This window comes from Novosphingobium sp., from assembly GCF_030696665.1.
Classification (GTDB): domain Bacteria; phylum Pseudomonadota; class Alphaproteobacteria; order Sphingomonadales; family Sphingomonadaceae; genus Novosphingobium.
On the sequence record NZ_JAUYRV010000053.1, the window covers coordinates 1 to 18,169 of the forward strand.

Consider the following 18,169-nt stretch of genomic DNA (forward strand, 5'->3'; position numbering starts at 1 on the left):
TCTCGCCGTTGGGTTGGGATCGCATCAATCTCACCGGCGATTATGTCTGGTCCGATCACCTCGATCTCGACGCCAACGGCCTCATGCCGCTGCTCATCAAACCGCTACCGTGAATCCGTGTCCTGATAATGCACAGGGGCCAGTTCCGGACCGGTCGCCACCTGTTCCCACGCTGCGCCGCGCTGGGCCGAAGCCAGCGATTCATCGAGCTGCCATGACAGGTTCTGCACCGGCCCCGACCAGTGGGTCGGCTCGGCCGCAATCTCGTCATCGCGGCGCAGATCGACGATGGTGCGGATGCCGAGCGGGGCAAGGGCGGCGTGGTCGGCATCGGTCAGATAGGTTAGCACGCCCGAGCGGTAGATCAGCCCGCGTTGCACGGTTTTGCCGTCAGCAGTGGCATAGCCGCCAAGGTCACGGAAATTGCAGCCGCCGACGAGGTCAAGGCTGTGTGGTTGGGTCTGTGCCATCGTTCAATACGTCAGCACGATTTTGCCGCGCACGTTGCCGCCTTCGACATCCGCCATTGCCGCCACTGCCTGTTCCACCGGGTAGGTGCGCTGGATCGTCGGTTTGAGCCGCCCTGCATCGGCAAGGGCAGCACCACGGACTAAGGCTGCGGCATCGGGCTGAGCGATGGCCATGGTGGCGCGCACGCCGTGGCGGGCGGCCTCATCCTGATCGGGCGGGGCGACGAGCGAAATCAGGATGCCGCCGGGTTTGAGCAGGCCCCACGAACGGGCCTGTGCTGCAGGGCCGAACGCATCAAGCACGATGTCGAAATCGCCGATGGCCTGTTCGTAATCCGTGGTCCGGTCGATCGCGTGGTCGGCACCCAACCCGCGGACGAAGTCCATCGTTGCAGGCGAGGTCAGCGCGGTGACTTCTGCGCCTAGCGCCTTGGCAAGCTGTATTGCGATACTGCCCACGCCACCTGCTGCGGCATGGACCAACAGGCGTGTCCCCGGGCCGACCGGTTCGGCATCGAATGCTGCTTGTGCAGTGACGATGCCAACCGGCAGTGCAGCGGATTCGATCAGTGACAGGCTGGTGGGCGCTTTGGCAACCGCATTGGCAGGTACCGCCAATTCATCGGCGAACACGCCGATCGGGCCGACCGAACCATAGACCACATCGCCTACGGCAAAGCCGCTGACGCCATCGCCCAGTTCGGTCACTGTTCCGGCAAATTCGTTGCCAAGAGTGAACGGGAACGGGACATCAAGACCGGCCATGTGTCCCTCGCGGATCTTCCAGTCGACCGGGTTGACCCCGGTTGCAGCCACGCAAACGCGCAATTGTCCTGCGCCAAGTTCGGGCTTTGAAACATCATTGATCGCAACAACTTCGGGGCCGCCATATGCGGTGATCTGGACGGCTCTCATCTTGTTCTCCGTGGCTGCTTGATGCCCTTAAAGGACGTTGGCGGCGATCTTTTCCAGCGCGATCCGCGCGTCTTCGACGCTGGCGATATGGGGCAGGCTGAAGGCCAGACGGTCTGCGCCTGCGTCTTCATAAACATTGCGCAAGTCCAGCGCGTCGTCACCGGGCGCAAGGATCACGCCGATTTCGAAGTGCGCGATGTCGCGACCGGCTTCCTGCGCGTGGGCCATGATCTTGGCGCGGCCCTGACGGACGTGGTCCGGCCCGGTCATGTCGGTTTCGGTCAGCGAAAGCAGCCGGGTGCCGGCGTATGCGGGCAGCCAGCCCTGACAGTGCTTGCCCACGCGTTCCAGTACAGCATCGCTGTACCCGCCAAGCAGGATCGGCGTGTGTGGCTTGCGCGCAGAACGCGGATACATCTGCACCTCGGGAAACTGGAAGAATTCGCCGTCAAAGGCGAATGCATCCTGTGTCCACAGGCCTTTCATCACCGCGATGCTTTCCATCGTATAGGCCCAGCGCCGCTCGAAACTGCCGCCGCTCGCCTCAATCTCGATGCGGCTTGCGCCGCCTGTGCCAAGACCCAGCATGAAGCGGCCGTTGCTGTAGGCATCGATGCAGGCCACCTGCTTGGCCACATCGACCGGGTGCTTCATCGGCATGATCAGCACGCCGGTTGAAACTTCCAGTCGGGTGGTCATGGCCGTGGCGCGCGCCGCACCGATCAGCGGGTCTTGGTAGAACGGCACGCCGTGGGTGTGCGGACCCTTGATCTCTTCGCGCAGCGGACGGACAGTGTGATGGCCCGATGTCAGCCAATCGAAGCCGATCTTTTCGGCCATGCGCCCGATCTCACCCATGTCGACGTCATTGATCGGCGCGCCCGGATCGGCGAACGGCCTGCTGATGCCAATTTTCATCGATGCTCTCTCCACACGTTATGATCGGCTCATCCGTAGAAAAATTTGAGCAACTCGCTCTTGGTGACAACGCGCTCGCGGCGGGCGGCGTTGGACGTCACCGGATCATCGGGTGAGACTTCATCGGGATTGTAGATCGGGCCAGAGCCGAGCGCCGCAAGCGTGCCGCGCGCCAGCATCGCAGTGTCCGATGCGCCGGTCGCTTCCACCGGAATGCCCCGTCTTGCCAGCGTTTCGCGCAGCATCGGGGTGTCGGCGATTTTGAACAGCAGCGTAATCACGTCCACCCCGCGCGGGGTAAGTTCGGCCCACAGCGCTTCGCACAGGTTCAGCGCAAAGCCTTTGGTTGCGGTGTAGATGCCCGATAGCGCCGCGCCGCCGAAAGCCGCTTCCGAGCCGACGACGATCAGCCCGCCTCCACCGCCTTGCACCAGACGCTCGCCGAAATGATGCAATGCTTCGGTCAGAAAAAGGACGTTGCGCTGGATCGTGGCGGCCCAGGCCGCATAGGGCAGATCGACGAACTGCGTGCCCGATGCTTCCGCGCCGGCGTTGAACACCGCGAGCGTGAGCGGCAGGTCGGCGGTGGCCGCTTCGATCTGCGCGACAGCATCAGGAGCGCCCAGATCAAGCGAGAGCGTGCGCGCTTCGACGCCCAGCGCGCGCACGGCGGCAGCGGCGGCGGCCAGCTTATCCTCCTGCCGCGCGATCAGCAGGCAGTTCATGCCATGCCCCGCAAGCTCCGTTGCAAAAGCAAGGCCGAGGCCGTCCGACCCACCGGTTACGAATGCCCATTTGCCCGGCGCGATGGCCGCTGCCAGCGTCATGGCGCTACGGCGTCCGGGTTCCCGGCCGGGTTGTTTTCGCCGGTCACACCCATTTTGCGGTTCAGATCGTCCATGTCGAGATACTCGCGCCATTTGACGATCAGTCCGTCATCATCGAATTCATAGATCGCGACCATCTGGTGCGGGCAAGGGCGGCCCATGATGATGGCGGTGTCTGATCGTTCCTGCATCACCATGCGGTCGTTCGATACGATGTTGACTTCGTTGCATTTGTTGTTGGTGGCAAAGGTCATTTGGTTCAGGATTTCGGCGCGCAGCGCGTCTTTGCCCCTGATCACCGGGCCGCCCGGCACCCACAATTGCCATTCTGCATCTTCGGCAAAGAACGACAGGATTTTCTCGACATCGGGCCGCACCTCGTCGCTGCCGTCGCCCCAGGCGTCGTGCATCGTGCGGACCTTGTTTTCCAGTGCGATACCCATGATATTTTCCTTGGAGATCAGTTGCCTGCAGAAAGCGCGCGGGTTACGCTGATGAACGGCACAGTGCAGCTTTGCCCGCCATCCACCGGATAGAGCATGCCATTGACGTAGCGCGATTCGTCCGACGCCAGGAACAGTGCCATTGCCGCAATGTCTTCCGGCTCGCCGATGAAGGGAGTATTCAGCACGTCGAGGAACAGGCGGTCCATTTCGGGCGTGGTCCACTGGATCTTGGCTGGGGTCTGCGTCGGGCCGGGCAGGATCGCGTTGCTGCGGATGCCGTGTTTGCCATAGGTCGCGGCAATCGCCTGAACGAACCAGTTGAGCGCGGCCTTGGACGAGCCATAACTGTAGGCGGTGATGTCTCCGCCCATCGAACTGCCTGATGAAGTTGCGATGATCGAACCGCGCCCGCGTTCGAGCATGTGCGGGATTGCCAGTTTGCTGGCGATCACGGCGCCAAGCACGTTGACGCGCAAGTTGGCGAAGAAGATTTCAGGGTCGAACGCGAGGAAATCCATATCGCGCATGGCGTGTTCGGTATTGGTATACAGCGCGTTGTTGAACAGCACGTCGATCTGCCCGAAATCGGCGATGGTCGTGTCGATCATCCGGGCCAGATCGGCCTCGCTGCCAACGTCTACCGTGATGGCGCGGGCCTTGCCGCCTGCATCGACAACAGCTTGGGCCACCGCCTCGGCGGGTTCTGCGCGAATGTCTGCAACGATCACGGTTGCGCCTTCGCGGGCAAACATCTGCGCGCTGGCGCGACCGATTCCGCTACCGCTGCCGGTGATGATGCAGACCTTGTCCGCCAGCCTAGCCATGTTTCAGTGCTCCTCTTCGCCTTGCTGGCGCTTGCCGGGCACAGAGGCGCGATTTTGGCGCTGAGGTTACCTGCCGAAAGGTTGGCGGCGTTGCGACTTTGTGTTGGTGCCAATGCGCTCGGTCGTGGATGAATTTCCCCATGCCGGTGCCTGCGTCGGCTTTCCCACCCTTCCCGGCGGCAGGTTATCTGAAACCGTCCTGACCACACCGAACGGCGCAATTGAAACGGCAAAGGACGAAAACGTCCGATTCACCTGGGAGGTAAACCGATGATTTCGAATGTCCGCACGAAGAGCCTTGTCGCACTGCTGCTGGTCAGCACGGCCACTCCGGCGCTTGCCCAGCAGACCGCTGCGCAGTCCACCGCCGACACGGCGACCGGCACCGATCAGGACGCAGGCCAAAGCGATGGCGATATCATCGTCACAGCCCGCCGCACGGCAGAGAACATCCAGTCCACCCCGGTTTCGGTGACCGCGTTCGGCACGGAATCGCTGCGCCAGGCGCAAGTCCGCGATACGCAGGATCTGCTGTTCAAGACGCCGGGCGTGTTCCTGGCGGGCAGTGGCGGACGTGAAAATTCCAACTTCTCGATCCGTGGGCAGTCAAAGGCGCTTGCCGGGAACAGCGCGCCGGGCGTGATCAGCTATTTCGCCGATGTGCCTGCGCCAACGCTCGGGTCCAGCATTCCCACCTATGATCTTGGATCGGTGCAGGTGCTGAAAGGCCCGCAGGGAACCTTGTTCGGCCGCAACACCACCGGCGGCGCGATTCTCTATTACCCCACCGCCCCCAACTATGAGCTCGGTGGTTATGTGCAGGCTTCCTATGGCAGCTATGACGCCAAGATCGCTGAAGCGGCGATCAACCTGCCGCTGGTGGACCAGAAGGTCGCGCTGCGCATTTCGGGCCAGTACCAGAAGCGCGATGGGTGGACGAAGAACATCGGCATTGGCAACGATGCAGACGATCTCAATTCGCGCGCGATCCGGGGTTCGCTGCTGATCGAGCCGGTCGATGGCCTGAAGAACACCACAATCGTCGATTATTACCGCAATCGGTCAACCGGCGGGGCGTCGGTGCTGGTCAATGTCTTCGCAGGGCCGAACGCGCTGACCGCCACCGGAACGCTTGCCGCCGCGCAGGCGCAGCTTGCACTGCAGCGCGCACGCGGCGTGCGCGTGATCAATTCGGATATCGATGCGTTCGAACATGCTGAGCGTTTCGGCGTGACCAACCGCACCGAAGCCACACTTTCCGACGCGATCCAGTTGGTCAACATTTTCGGCTATCGCCATACGAAGGTTGACTATTTTTCCAGCGTTGATGGCTTGCCCACTTTGATTTCCGACGGCACCGGCGCGATCCCCCGGGGATTGCCGGTCATGGTCGTGGGTGGGCGCCAGACGTCCGACGTTGAACAGTTCACCGAGGAGTTGCAGTTTCGCGGCAATGCGGCCGATGGAAAACTGGAATGGCTGGTCGGCGGCTTTTACCTGAAGAGCAAGCCCAAGGGTCCGACCGGAACCTATATTCCGATCTTCATTCTGCCCGGCTTCACCAACGCACCGTTCAATTATGGCTTCTTTACCGAAACCAGCAAGGCGCTGTTCGGTAACGTCACTTACAAGCTCGATGGCATTGCCGACGGTTTGCGCTTCAGCGCAGGTTTCCGCCATACTTGGGACGAAATCACCGCCTGCGTCGGCGGTGGAACTTCGCCTGATCCGGTGCTTTCGCCTGCCGATTGCAACAACGCCGTGCCCGCGATCAGGAACAGCAGCATCAACAAGACCTCGTCCAAGGCACCGACGTGGACGGTGGGGCTTGATTGGCAGGCATCGGACGAGGTGTTCCTCTATGCCGTCACCCGCCACGGCTATCGCGCAGGCGGCATCAACAGCCCGACGCTGAGCGGGCGGCTTGCCAAATTCCAGTCGTTCCGGCCTGAAAAGGTCGACGATATCGAAGTGGGTATCCGTTCAGACTTGCGTGCGGGCGACGTGGCCATCCGTTTCAATGCATCGCCTTTTGTGGGCTGGTACAGCAATGTGCAGGTGCCGGTTTCGGGCCTGAACACGCAGGCCACGTGCAGCACGGTGACCCCCGGTGGCACCGACGCACCGAGATCACCCGATGGCGATTGCAATGCCAACAATGATCCAAGCGGCGGCACGCTGCTCGTCAACGCCGGTTCAACCCGCGTTGCCGGGATCGATCTTTCCGCCCGGATCGCGCCCACATCGACATTGGCGTTCGAGGCAGGCGCTACTTTCCTTGATCTCAAGACGCGCTCGCTGACGGTGCCGGGTGACCTCCAGTCCTACCTTCGCGTGTTGGAAGTGCCGTTCAACCTTGTTGCCAAGCAGACGATCACCGCAGGCGTTCGCTGGACGCTGCCAGTGCCGGAAAGCATCGGCAAGACCGTGTTCAGCGGCGACTTCTACCATTCCAGCAGCGTGCAGTCGTCTGACGCGATCCTGCCGGCCTACAGCATCGTCAACGCTCGCCTCGATATTGGCGAAATCGGTGGATCGAATGTCGATGCCAGTGTGTTTGTGCGCAACGTGTTCAACAAGGAATACCTTGCGTCCAGCAACGTCGGATCAAACCTGCTGGGCGTGCAGAGCGGCTTCATCGGTGCGCCTCGCACTGTGGGCGTCGAACTGCGTTACCGTTTCGGCAACTGAGCCGATAACCGTCTGAACAGAAAACCGGCACGGTCGGTGGAGGGGCAGCAAGAATGGTCTCGCAAGCAGTACAGCCTCCCACCGACCCCACCGATGCCAAGGTCCATGACTGGTTGATCGCCAACATCGGCCCGGTCACCGCGTTCGAGCGGCAGCCGCGCTGGCGGCCGGGCTGGAACGTGGTCGCGGGTGGCGCACCGCTCTATGTGCGCGGGCCGCGCGGCGATACCTATGCCTCGCCGGTCGATATGTACCAGGAGGCGGAAATCCATCACGTGTTCGAACGCCACGGAATTCCCGCGCCGCGCGTTTTCGGGATGATCCCCGATCCGCTGTGCATCGTCATGGAAATGCTGCCCGGTCGGATCAACAGCGGGGCCATCGCCGATCCTGATGTTCAGGCAAAAGTGCGCAAGCAATTCATCGGGATCGTGGCCGACGTCCACCGATTGCCGGTTGAGGCGTTCGCCGCCGCAAAATTGCCGGTGCCGCAAACCCCCGCGGAAATCGCGCTCAATCTCTACACGCCCTCGCACGCGATTTTCCGCGACCGCATTGCGGGCCGACCTTGGCCGCTGATGGAATTCGCGTGGGGCTGGCTCAACCGCAACGTGCCGCAGGACCGAACCCGCGCCACGTTCGTGAATTACGACGGCGGGCAGTTCCTGTTTGACGATGACGGCGCGGTTACCGGGCTGATCGATTTCGAGGTGTCGTCCCTCGGCGATCCGGCGGCAGAGCTTTCGGGCATGCGGCTGCGCGATTCCTCCGAACCGCTGGGTAACCTTACCGCGCTGGTCGCGCGCTATGAGGAACTGACCGGCGACCGCATTTCGCGCCAGCTGATCGAATTTCACACCGCGGGGTTCTGCGCGGTAAACGGCTTCCTGATGTGGCCGCTGATGTTCGATAGCGCGCCCGAACAGGACTTCATCGCCTACCTCAACTATTGCGTGGGCACGAGCCGCTGGATGATCCGCGCCATCGCCGATCACATGGGCCTCGCGCTGGTCGATCCGCCGGAACCCGTTGTTCGGCCACTGGGCTTCGAACAGGCATCCCGCCATCTGGTGCGCCATATCGAGGCGTTCGCCGATGGCACCGCTGCGGAGAACTATGCCCGCGATTCCGCCGCTCATCAGGCGTTCTACATGGGGCGGCTGAACACGTATGGTCTATCGGTGCAGGCGGCCGATCTGGCCGATGTCGCGGCGCTGACCGGGGTTCAGCATGACACGTGGGAACAGGCGCAGGCGGCGCTTTCGGCGTGGGTTGCCAATGCCGGGCCAGAAACGGACGCGGCGTTGGTGCAGCATTTCCATCGCTGGTTGCAGCGTCAGTCTTTCATGCTGCGCGGCTGCGGCCCTGCGGCGTTCATTTCGGGCGTGGATCTGCAGCCAATCCTTGACCGCTAGGCCGGGTTGCGGACCGCAGCGAGCACGAATGCAATACTGTTCGCCCGCCATGCGGCGCTGTCCATGTCGGCACCGGCACGGGTCCGGGCGACTAGGGTGACCATCGGCGAAGTTGCAAACCATGTGGTGACAAAGCTGTAGATTGCCCAGAACAACTGGTCTGCATCGCAATCGGGCCGAAACACACCCTCGGCGATGCCGCGCTCCACGATCGGACGCAGCACTTCGTCGATCAGCGTTCGCAACACTGCCGCCAGCGGGCTTGCCTTGCCAACGTGAACGAAGGCATGCTGCGCCTCATCAATGGTCATCCGCGCGATCTGCGGGCGTTCGACAAATTCGCGGAACATATTCTGCATGAATTGTGTCAGCGCGTCTTCGGGGGCAAGCGCGGCATACTCGTCGCGTCCGATGAATACGGCGGTATTTTCGGCGGCCTCTCTCAGGATGATCGTGTAGAGATCGGACTTGCTGCCGAAGTAGTAATACAACAGCTGCTTGGACACTTTGGCGCGGCGGCAGATCGAATCCACGGTCGAGCCGTCGAAGCCGTGGGCGGCAAACTCTTCCTTTGCTGCGTCCACGATGTCGGCAATCGTGGTGGCGTTCGACGTGCGCCGACCTCGCACCGAAGGCGCTTCAGCAGAGTGGCACTGGCCGCTGGTTGGCATTTCTCACCCTCTCCCGACCGGGCATCCACGCCCTGACCAAGCGTTGAATTATTGCCTTATGCGATAACGCCAGCGCGACCTAAACACAACGCCTGCGCCGCAGCGCTCCGGCTTCTGCGCCGCGCCGATCTTCCGACATAACGATAAAAAACCTTGAGAGGATGCAGATGTTGTTTGGAAATCTGAACGAACGCGTGGCGATCGTCACCGGATCGGGCGCCAACATCGGTGAGGCTTGTGCCAAGGCGCTGGCCGGGGCCGGCGCACATGTTGTCGTCGCCGACATTAACCTTGGCGCGGCAGAAACCGTTGCCGCCGCGATCGTGGCATCAGGCGGCAGCGCAATGGCGCACTACCTTGATCTGGCCGAAGAACAGAGCATCATCGATCTGGTATCCGCCACCGTCGCCAAATACGGCCGCATCGATATTCTGCACAACAACGCCGCCGATACGCGGCCCGATTTCATGGCGCAGGACAAGTCGATTCCCGAAATGACAACCGAAGTCTGGGACCGGACTTTTGCGATCAACACGCGCGGACCAATGTTGATGATCAAGCATGTTGCCCCGCACATGATCACAGGCGGCGGGGGTTCGATCATCAACACCGGGTCCGGCTCAGCCATTCTGGGCGATGTGTTCCACCCCGCCTATTCAACCTCGAAGGGCGCGCTGCACACACTTACGCGCAACGTTGCGGCGCAGCTGGGCCGTCATAATATCCGCTGCAACGCGGTGCTGCCGGGATTGGTCCTGAGCAAGGGCGCACGCGAGATCATGACGGCGGGAGAGATCGATTTCATCCAGCGCCACGTACTGCTGCCCCGCCAGAGCACGCCCGAGGATATTGCAGGCCCGGTGCTGTTCCTTGCGTCCGACGCGGGAAGCTTTGTCACAGCGCAGGTATTCAGTGCCGATGGCGGGATCGTCCACCATTCGCCCTACTACGCCGACGTGATGGCGATGAACGAAACCGCGTGATCTGAGGGGTTGAACCGATGGCATCGTATGTGATGAGCATGATGAACAAGCACGACCTCGCCAAATATGGCGAATATTCGGCACAAGGGTTCGTTTCGCTTCAGGGCTTACCGTTCGAGGTGATCGTGGGTGAAAATCTCGACGTTCTGGAGGGCGACGCGCCCGGCACCAGCGTCGTCGTGATGAAGTTCCCCACCAATGAAGCGGCAATGGCCTGGTACCAATCCGAAGCCTATCAAAAGGCGATCCCGCTGCGTCACGCCGCTGCCGAAACGATCTTTGCGGTGCACTTCACCGACAATCAATGACGCGTAGCTCGCGCAAAGCGGGCACGCTGGAGGGGATTTCCATGACCAAGTATCCAACAATGTTCAGCCCGATCAAGCTCGGTCGGCTGGAAATCAAGAACCGCGTTTTCATGTCGCCGCACGGCATGGTCGGACTCGGCATCGGCACTGACCGGCAGGTCGGCTATTTCGAAGCACGCGCCAAGGGCGGCGCGGGCATGATGGTCATTGCCAGCTGCCAGGTAGTGCCTGCACCTCTGGTCCCGCCGGGCTGGTTCATCGAGGCCTACAACCCCGAACACATCCCCGCGATCCGCCGGATCGTCGATGCCGCGCACAAGCATGGCGCGAAGATCGCGGTGCAGGGCGTGTGGATGATGGCCGATCCCGCCACCGCCCAGCCTTCGGGCATCGCGCCGCATACCGTGCTGTCCGATACGCAGCCTCGCACGATGACGACGGCTGAGGTCGAACAACTGATCGAGGCTCATGCCGTTGCCGCCTTCCACGCTCAGGAAGCTGGCGCCGATGGCTTCGAATTTCCGATCAGCGGCGGTGCCGGCCTTGGTTCCTTCACTTCCGAATTGTACAACCAGCGCACTGACAAATATGGCGGCAGTCTGGCAAACCGGATGCGCGCTATCGTTGAAATCGTCGAGGCGATCCGCCGCCGCGTGCGGCCCGATTTTGCCATCGGCATCGCGGTCAACGCCGATGAGTCCACGCTGGGTGCGGCCGGGATCGATGACGGAATTGCCCAGTGCAAGATCCTTGAAGACACCGGCATGGTTGATTGGCTGCGCATCACCGCGCGCGGGCAGAAGCCGCAGATGACGCAGTATCACTACCCGTCGTCGTATATGGGCCAAGAGGGCACGCACCTTGACGCTGCCGAAGCGGTAAAGAAGGCGGTCAAGCTGCCCGTGGTCAGCGGCGGGCGCATCCTCACGCCAGCTTTCGCCGATCAAGCCATTGTCGATGGCCGCTGCGACATGGTTTTCGTGGCGCGGTCGGTGATTGCCGACCCCGAATGGCCCAACAAGTGCCGCGATGACCAGACCGCCGAAATCCGCGCCTGCATCGGCGATCTGGAGGGCTGCTTCCTGCGCTCCTGCTTCGGGCAGGCCGTCGGCTGCACGGTCAATCCCGACATCGGTTTTGAGCATGAAGGGCCGGTGCCACGTGCCGAAACCGCAAAGAACGTGGTCATCGTCGGCGCGGGGCCTGCTGGAATGCAGGCGGCGCTGACCGCATCGCAGCGCGGCCACAAGGTCACGCTGCTTGAAAAGTCAGACCGGATCGGCGGCCATGTGACCATGCAGGCGATGCTGCCAGGCCTTGAAGACCGGGCGGAACTGATCCGCTGGCTCAAGCTGCAACTGGACAAGGCCGGGGTGACGATCCAGACCGGAACTGAAGCCACGGCAGCGTCAATCAAGGCGCTGTCCGCCGATGCGGTGATCATCGCCACCGGCGCGCGCTATTCCACAACCGGGGCAAGCAAGGCGCAATTGACCGGTGTGCCCGGCGCACATCTGCCCCATGTGCTGACGCCTGAGGACGTGCTGCTCGACCATGCGCGGCTGGGCCAGCGCATCGTGGTTTATGATAACACCTCCTACGAAGTCGGCCCCGGCGTGGCCGAACACCTCGCGGATCTGGGCAAGGACGTGTTTCTTGTCACCATCGATTCCGCGATGGCAATGTCGGTCACAGAACTCGGCCTGAACAAGGTGATCGCGCGCCGTCTCTTGCCCAAGGTCACGTTCCTGCCCACCACTGCAATCACGCGAATCGATGAATCCGACGTCCATCTGCGCGGCTCCCTGTCGGGGGAAACCACGGTTCTCAAAGGCATCGACAACACCATTCTGGTCACTTCGAAACCCCCGGAGGAGAGCCTCTACCACGCGCTGATCGCCGACCTGCCCGGTGTGCACATTATCGGCGATGCGCGCGAGGCCCGCTGGAGCGTGTTTGCCACTGACGAGGCGATCAAGGACGGAAGACGGATCGGCCTCGCGGTCTGATCCGGTGCAGCATCGTGATCATGAGGGGTCACGATGCTGCACGCAATTTTCGCCTTCCCGGCGGCCTTTCGTAAGATAGGTGTGAAGCGGTCGGCTCCCGCACAGTTGCACCCTCTACATCATTTGGTCTCATCCATTTTTGCAGGGCAGTATTCATGGAAGCCTACATCTACGATCATGTTCGTACCCCGCGCGGCAAGGGCCGCCCCGATGGTGCGTTGCATGAGGTAACCTCGGTCGAAATGGCCACCCAGCTGCTGCAGGCGCTGCGCGACCGCAACGATCTTGATACCTCGCTGCTTGATGATGTGATCCTGGGCATGGCGCAGCCGGTTGGCGAACAGGGCGGCGTGCTCGCCCGTGCCGCCGTGCTGCAGGCAGGTTATGCGCAGACCGTGGCAGGCCAGCAGGTCCACCGCTTCTGCGCATCGGGCCTTGATGCCGTCAGCCTGATCGCAGCGCAGGTCCATTCGGGCATGATTCAGGCCGGGATCGGCGGCGGCGTTGAATCGATGAGCCGCACGGTGATGGGCTATGACTCGGGCGCATGGACATCCGATCCGGCGGTCGCTTTCCACAACTACTACGCGCCGCAAGGCATCGGTGCAGACATCATCGCAACGCTTGATGGCTTCAGCCGCGAAGACGTCGATGGCTTTGCGGTCGAAAGCCAGCGCAAGGCTGCGCACGCGTGGGAAAACGGTTACTTCAAGAACTCGGTCGTTCCGGTGAAGGACATCCTTGGCGAAGTCCTGCTCGACCATGACGAGCATATGCGCCCCGGCACGACTGTTGAAAGCCTCGCCAAGCTCAAGCCTGCGTTCGCAGGCTACGGCAAGGGCGGGTTCGAAGCCGTTGCCAAGGCCAAGTATCCCCAGATCGAGGAACTCAGCTACGTCCACCACGGCGGCAACAGCTCGGGAATCGTCGATGGCGCAGGCATCGTGCTGGTCGGGTCGAAGGAATTCGGCGAACGCGCTGGTCTCAAACCGCGTGGCCGCATCCGGGCCTATGCCAACATCGGTTCCGAACCCACGATCATGCTGACCGCGCCAGGCGCGTGTTCGGACAAGGCGCTGAAGAATGCGGGCATGAGCCGCAGCGACATCGACCTGTGGGAACTGAACGAGGCCTTTGCCAGCGTCGTCATGCGCTATCAGCGCGAAATGGGCATCCCCGATGACAAGATCAACGTAAACGGCGGCGCGATTGCGATGGGCCATCCGCTGGGAGCCACTGGCGCGATGATCCTTGGCACCGTGCTCGATGAATTGGAACGGCGCGATTTGCAGACCGGGCTTATCACGCTGTGCGCCGCCAACGGGCTGGGCACGGCATCGATCATCGAACGCGTCTGACGCGCACTCAACGTCTTTTTAAGCGGAAAACCCATGCAGAACCTCAAACTCGAAACGAACGCCGACGGCTTCGCGATCCTGACGCTGGATGCCGCCGGGCAGACCATGAACGTCGTCAACGACGCCTTCCTTGCCGATATGGAAGCGGCCATCGCCCAGATCGCTGCCGATGACAGCATCAAGGGTGTGATCCTGACCTCGGGCAAGCCCGCGTTCATGGCCGGGGCCGACCTCACGCAATTGGTGCAAGGCTTCGGCACGCTGACCAAACAGGACGCCTTCGCCTTCTCGCAGCGCGCCACGCGCATGCACCGCGCGATCGAGCAATCGGGCAAGCCGTGGGTGGCCGCGCTCAATGGACTGGCGCTTGGCGGCGGCTTCGAACTTGCGCTGGCGTGCCATCGCCGCGTGCTGGTGGATAATCCCAAGGCGCTGGTCGGGCTGCCCGAAGTCAACGTCGGGCTGCTGCCGGGTTCAGGCGGCACGGTGCGTCTGGCGCTGCTGGTTGGCTACAAAAAGGCACTGGACCTGCTGCTGTCGGGCCGCAACGTTGGCCCTGCCGAAGCTTTGAAGCTAGGGATTGTCGATGAAGTCGTGCCCGCAGACAAGCTGATCGATACAGCGCGCGCATGGCTTGCCACCGGACCCGATCCAGTGCGTCCGTGGGACGTCAAGGGTTGGGTGCCGCCGCAGAAAAAGGGCCTGACGGTTCCAGAAGATTCCGTTGGCTATATGATGGCCGCAGGCGCGATTGCGCAGAAGGGTTACAACACGCCCGCACCGCAGGCGATCCTGTCGGCGGTGTTCGAAGGGCAGCAACTGCCGTTCGACAAGGCGCTGGCAGTGGAAGGCAAGTATTTCGCCAAGCTGCTGACCGATCCTGTCGCGCGCAACATCATCCGCACCACCTTCATTTCGAAGCTGGCCGCCGAAAAGGGCGCGCGCCGTCCGGCAGGCGTGCCCAAGTCCGAAGTGAAAAAGCTGGGCGTGTTGGGCGCGGGCATGATGGGCGCCGGCATCGCCTTCGTCTCGGCCACCGCCGGGATCGAAGTTGTGCTGCTGGACCGCGACGTGCCGTCGGCTGAAAAGGGCAAGGCCTATACCGCCAAGGCACAGGCCAAGCTGATCGAGAAGGGCAAGCTTAGCCAAGACAAGGCCGACGCAGTGCTGGCGCGGATCACGCCGACCGACGATTATGCGCTGCTCGAAGGTTGCGACATGATCGTCGAAGCCGTGTTCGAGGACACCGCGATCAAGGCCGAAACCACGCGCAAGGCCGAAGCGGTGATCCCGACGACTGCCGTGTTCGCATCCAACACCTCGTCGCTGCCGATCTCGGCGCTGGCCACGGCTTCGTCGCGGCCCGACCAGTTCATCGGCATCCACTTCTTTTCGCCGGTTGACCGCATGGGTCTGGTCGAAGTGATCGTGGGCAAGCAGACATCGAAGGAAACCCTGGCCAAGTCGCTCGATTTCATCGCACAACTGCGCAAGACGCCGATCGTGGTCAACGATTCACGCGGGTTCTACACCAGCCGCGTGTTCCGCATGTTCATCTTCGAAGGCGTGGCGATGCTGGAGGATGGCGTCGAACCCGCCCGTATCGAAAATGCCGCCAAGGCCGCAGGCTTCCCGATCGGGCCGCTCGCGCTGCTTGATGAAGTGACAATGGAATTGCCGGTCAAGATCGTGGACGAAGCCGCGCGCGATTCCGCCGACACCGAGAACAAGTACACCATCGAACGCGGCATGAAGGTGCTCGGCCGGATGATCGAACTGGGCCGGGGCAGCCGCAAGGCAGGCGGCGGTTTCTACGAATATCCCGCAACCGGCGGCAAGCATCTGTGGGCAGGGCTGGCACAGGAATTCCCCGTGTCCGAAACCCAGCCGGATCAGGAAGAACTCAAGAAGCGCTTCCTCTATTCGCAGGCCAACGAAACCGCGCAGACCTTCGAAGAAGGCGTGCTCGAAACGCCCGAGGACGCCGATCTTGGCGCGATCTATGGCTGGGGCTTCCCGGCCTGGACCGGCGGCACGCTGAGCTACATCGACACGGTCGGTATTGCCGCATTCGTGGCAGAGTCGGACCGGCTCGCACAACTGTATGGCCCGCGCTTTGCCCCATCTGCATGGTTGCGCGCCAAGGCGGCAAAGGGTGAAGGTTTCTATCCCGCCGCCAACCAGCCCGCTGCCAAGGAGTTGACCTCAGCATGAAGCGCGTGATCTTCGAATCGGAACACGAACAGTTCCGCGACAGCGTGATCAAGTTCATGCAGGCCGAAGTTGGCCCTCACGCCGAAAAGTGGCGCGAGGAAGGCATGGTCCCGCGCGAACTGTACCGCAAGGCGGGCGAACAGGGCCTGCTGTGCACATGGGCCGATGAGAAATACGGCGGGGCGGGCATCGACGATTTTCGCTTCGAACAAATCATCATCGAAGAGAACATGCGCCACGGCGACATCGGCTTCTACATCAACCTGCACAACGATCTGGTCGCGCCCTATATCGCCAAGCTGGGCAATGACGAGCAGAAGGATCGCTGGATGCCGGGCATCGTCTCGGGCGAGAAGATCCTTGCGGTGGCGATGACCGAACCTTCAACCGGGTCCGACCTTGCGGGCATGAAGACCCGCGCCGAGGACAAGGGCGATCACTGGCTGCTGAACGGCGCAAAGACCTACATCTCGAACGGCATCCTGTCCGATCTGATCGTGGTTGCCGCGCGCACCGATCCGGAAAGCCGCCATGGCCTCAGCCTGCTGGTGGTCGAACGCGGGATGGAAGGCTTTGAACGCGGGCGCAAGCTGGCCAAGATGGGCCTTCACGCGCAGGACACCGCCGAACTGTTCTTCAACGACGTCAAAGTGCCCAAGGCCAACATGCTCGGCGATCCGGGGCAGGGCTTCCGCTATCTTGCGCGGTTTCTGGCGCAGGAACGTCTGGTCGCGGCCATCGGCTTCATGGCGACCGCGCAGACCGCGTTCGACATCACACTCGACTATGTGAAAGAGCGCAAGGCTTTCGGCAAACCCATCGGCGCGTTCCAGAACACCCGGTTCAAGATGGCATCGATGCGCACCGAGCTCGATGCCGCGCAGACCTATATCGACCAGCTGGTACTGCTGCTCAACGCGGGCGAACTTACCGCAGAGGATGCCTCCGGCGCAAAGCTGCTGTCGTCGGAACTTGAAGGCCGGGTGATGGACGAATGCGTCCAGTTCCACGGTGGCGCAGGCTACATGGAGGAATACCGCATCAGCCGCATGTATACCGACGCGCGCATCAGCCGAATTTTTGCGGGAACATCGGAAATCATGCGCGAGATCATCGGCCGGGGGCTGGGCCTCGACGAACGCAAAATGTCCTGACCGCCATGAGCACGCGCCATCTGGTCGATCCGGCACTGCTGCCGCTTATCGATGCCATGCCGCCGATGGTTTTGTCGGATGCCAGCCTGCCAATGATCCGTGCAGCGCTGCCTGCTATGGTCAAGGCAGTTCCGTTGCCAGACCTGCCGGTTACCATCGGGGATGTGATGGTGCCTTCGGGCGAAGCTGACCGCATGGTGCGCTGCATGATGCTGCGCCCCGATGCGATGGCAGACAACGCACCGGCCATTCTGCATATGCATGGCGGCGGGCATGTGCTGGGCATGCCCGAAATGAACGCCGGAACGCTGATGCACTGGGCCGATGCACTTGGCTGCCTGATCCTGTCGGTGGACTACCGCCTCTCGCCCGAGACGCGCTTCCCCGGCGCTATCGAGGATTGTTACGCGGCGCTGCAGTGGTTGCACGAAGAAGCCGGGGCGCTTGGCATAGACCGCACCCATATCGCCGTCAGCGGTGAAAGCGCAGGCGGCGCGCTTGCTGCCGGGCTGGCCCTGCTGGCGCGCGATCGGGGCGAATATGCGATTGCCTTCCAGCATCTTGAGCAACCTCGGCTGGATGACCGAACAGCGACATCGCCCACGCCCAATCCCCATACCGGCGAATTCGTGTGGACGCGCGCAAGCAGCCATTTCTGCTGGATTGCGCAGCTTGGCAAAGAGCCGGGCGGCGATGATACCTCACCTTATGCGGCCCCGGCGCGGGCGACTGACCTTTCCGGCCTGCCCCGCACATTCATCGCGGTGGGCGCGCTTGACCTGTTCGTTGACGAATGCCTGGAATATGCCCACCGGCTGATCCGCGCCGGAGTGCCGACCGAACTGCACGTCTATCCCGGCTGCATGCACGGCTTCGGCATGGCGCGCGACAGCGCGCCAGCACAGCGCGCGCAGGCCGATAATATCGCAGCACTGCGCAACGCGTTTTCGCTATAGCGTTTCCGAA

The 18,169-nt window shown here is 62.2% G+C and carries 17 protein-coding genes; 10 read left to right on the plus strand and 7 right to left on the minus strand.

Annotated features, from left to right (window positions below):
• Positions 1–104: 104 nt before the first annotated feature.
• Genes Q8R81_RS17540 through Q8R81_RS17565 form a run of 6 tightly spaced genes read right to left on the minus strand, consistent with a single transcriptional unit; the run spans position 105 to position 4,400 of the window.
• Positions 105–470, minus strand: coding sequence for a tyrosine-protein phosphatase (locus tag Q8R81_RS17540; RefSeq protein ID WP_305619819.1), 366 nt, complete (start codon positions 468–470; stop codon positions 105–107).
• Positions 471–473: 3 nt separating this feature from the next.
• Positions 474–1,385: an NADP-dependent oxidoreductase gene (locus tag Q8R81_RS17545; RefSeq protein ID WP_305619820.1), complete on the minus strand. Its 912-nt coding sequence runs from the start codon at positions 1,383–1,385 to the stop codon at positions 474–476.
• Positions 1,386–1,412: 27 nt separating this feature from the next.
• Positions 1,413–2,303, minus strand: a complete 891-nt coding sequence (locus Q8R81_RS17550; protein WP_305619821.1) for a TIGR03619 family F420-dependent LLM class oxidoreductase — start codon at positions 2,301–2,303, stop codon at positions 1,413–1,415.
• 29 nt (positions 2,304–2,332) lie between these two features.
• Positions 2,333–3,130: an SDR family oxidoreductase gene (locus Q8R81_RS17555; protein WP_305619822.1), complete on the minus strand. Its 798-nt coding sequence runs from the start codon at positions 3,128–3,130 to the stop codon at positions 2,333–2,335.
• On the minus strand, positions 3,127–3,573 hold the full coding sequence (locus Q8R81_RS17560) for a nuclear transport factor 2 family protein (RefSeq protein WP_305619823.1): 447 nt from the start codon (positions 3,571–3,573) through the stop codon (positions 3,127–3,129). The genes Q8R81_RS17555 and Q8R81_RS17560 overlap by 4 nt, the downstream gene beginning before the upstream one ends.
• Before the next feature lie 17 nt (positions 3,574–3,590).
• Positions 3,591–4,400, minus strand: coding sequence for an SDR family NAD(P)-dependent oxidoreductase (locus tag Q8R81_RS17565; protein ID WP_305619824.1), 810 nt, complete (start codon positions 4,398–4,400; stop codon positions 3,591–3,593).
• 124 nt (positions 4,401–4,524) lie between these two features.
• Here Q8R81_RS17565 and Q8R81_RS17570 point away from each other — a divergent pair, with 124 nt between their 5' ends.
• The 3 genes from Q8R81_RS17570 to Q8R81_RS17580 are packed head-to-tail and all read left to right on the plus strand — an operon-like array spanning position 4,525 to position 8,506.
• Entirely contained in the window at positions 4,525–4,674 is a 150-nt protein-coding gene (locus Q8R81_RS17570) for a hypothetical protein (RefSeq protein ID WP_305619825.1), read from the plus strand.
• Positions 4,671–7,091 (plus strand): TonB-dependent receptor, encoded by a 2,421-nt coding sequence (locus Q8R81_RS17575; RefSeq protein WP_305619826.1) that lies wholly within the window; start codon positions 4,671–4,673, stop codon positions 7,089–7,091. The genes Q8R81_RS17570 and Q8R81_RS17575 overlap by 4 nt, the downstream gene beginning before the upstream one ends.
• A 53-nt stretch (positions 7,092–7,144) precedes the next feature.
• A complete protein-coding gene (locus Q8R81_RS17580) occupies positions 7,145–8,506 on the plus strand; it encodes a phosphotransferase (protein WP_305619827.1) in 1,362 nt (453 codons plus the stop codon).
• On the opposite strand, the gene Q8R81_RS17585 is transcribed toward Q8R81_RS17580, so the two are convergent.
• Positions 8,503–9,177, minus strand: coding sequence for a TetR/AcrR family transcriptional regulator (locus Q8R81_RS17585; protein WP_305619828.1), 675 nt, complete (start codon positions 9,175–9,177; stop codon positions 8,503–8,505). The genes Q8R81_RS17580 and Q8R81_RS17585 overlap by 4 nt on opposite strands.
• Positions 9,178–9,344: 167 nt before the next feature.
• On the opposite strand from Q8R81_RS17585, the gene Q8R81_RS17590 reads away from it, so the two are divergent.
• The 7 genes from Q8R81_RS17590 to Q8R81_RS17620 all read left to right on the plus strand — a co-directional run bounded on the left by Q8R81_RS17590 (position 9,345) and on the right by Q8R81_RS17620 (position 18,159).
• On the plus strand, positions 9,345–10,160 hold the full coding sequence (locus Q8R81_RS17590) for an SDR family NAD(P)-dependent oxidoreductase (RefSeq protein ID WP_305619829.1): 816 nt from the start codon (positions 9,345–9,347) through the stop codon (positions 10,158–10,160).
• A 17-nt stretch (positions 10,161–10,177) separates the two neighbouring features.
• Positions 10,178–10,468: a DUF1330 domain-containing protein gene (locus tag Q8R81_RS17595; RefSeq protein WP_305619830.1), complete on the plus strand. Its 291-nt coding sequence runs from the start codon at positions 10,178–10,180 to the stop codon at positions 10,466–10,468.
• A gap of 41 nt (positions 10,469–10,509) precedes the next feature.
• On the plus strand, positions 10,510–12,477 hold the full coding sequence (locus Q8R81_RS17600; protein ID WP_305619831.1) for an FAD-dependent oxidoreductase: 1,968 nt from the start codon (positions 10,510–10,512) through the stop codon (positions 12,475–12,477).
• A gap of 155 nt (positions 12,478–12,632) precedes the next feature.
• Positions 12,633–13,835 carry an acetyl-CoA C-acetyltransferase gene (locus Q8R81_RS17605; protein WP_305619832.1) on the plus strand — a complete coding sequence of 401 codons (1,203 nt, stop codon included), beginning with the start codon at positions 12,633–12,635 and terminating at the stop codon, positions 13,833–13,835.
• A gap of 33 nt (positions 13,836–13,868) precedes the next feature.
• Entirely contained in the window at positions 13,869–16,049 is a 2,181-nt protein-coding gene (locus tag Q8R81_RS17610; protein WP_305619833.1) for a 3-hydroxyacyl-CoA dehydrogenase NAD-binding domain-containing protein, read from the plus strand.
• Positions 16,046–17,203, plus strand: coding sequence for an acyl-CoA dehydrogenase family protein (locus tag Q8R81_RS17615; protein ID WP_305619834.1), 1,158 nt, complete (start codon positions 16,046–16,048; stop codon positions 17,201–17,203). Before Q8R81_RS17610 ends, Q8R81_RS17615 begins: the two co-directional genes overlap by 4 nt.
• 5 nt (positions 17,204–17,208) lie before the next feature.
• A complete protein-coding gene (locus Q8R81_RS17620) occupies positions 17,209–18,159 on the plus strand; it encodes an alpha/beta hydrolase (RefSeq protein ID WP_305619835.1) in 951 nt (316 codons plus the stop codon).
• Positions 18,160–18,169: the final 10 nt, after the last annotated feature.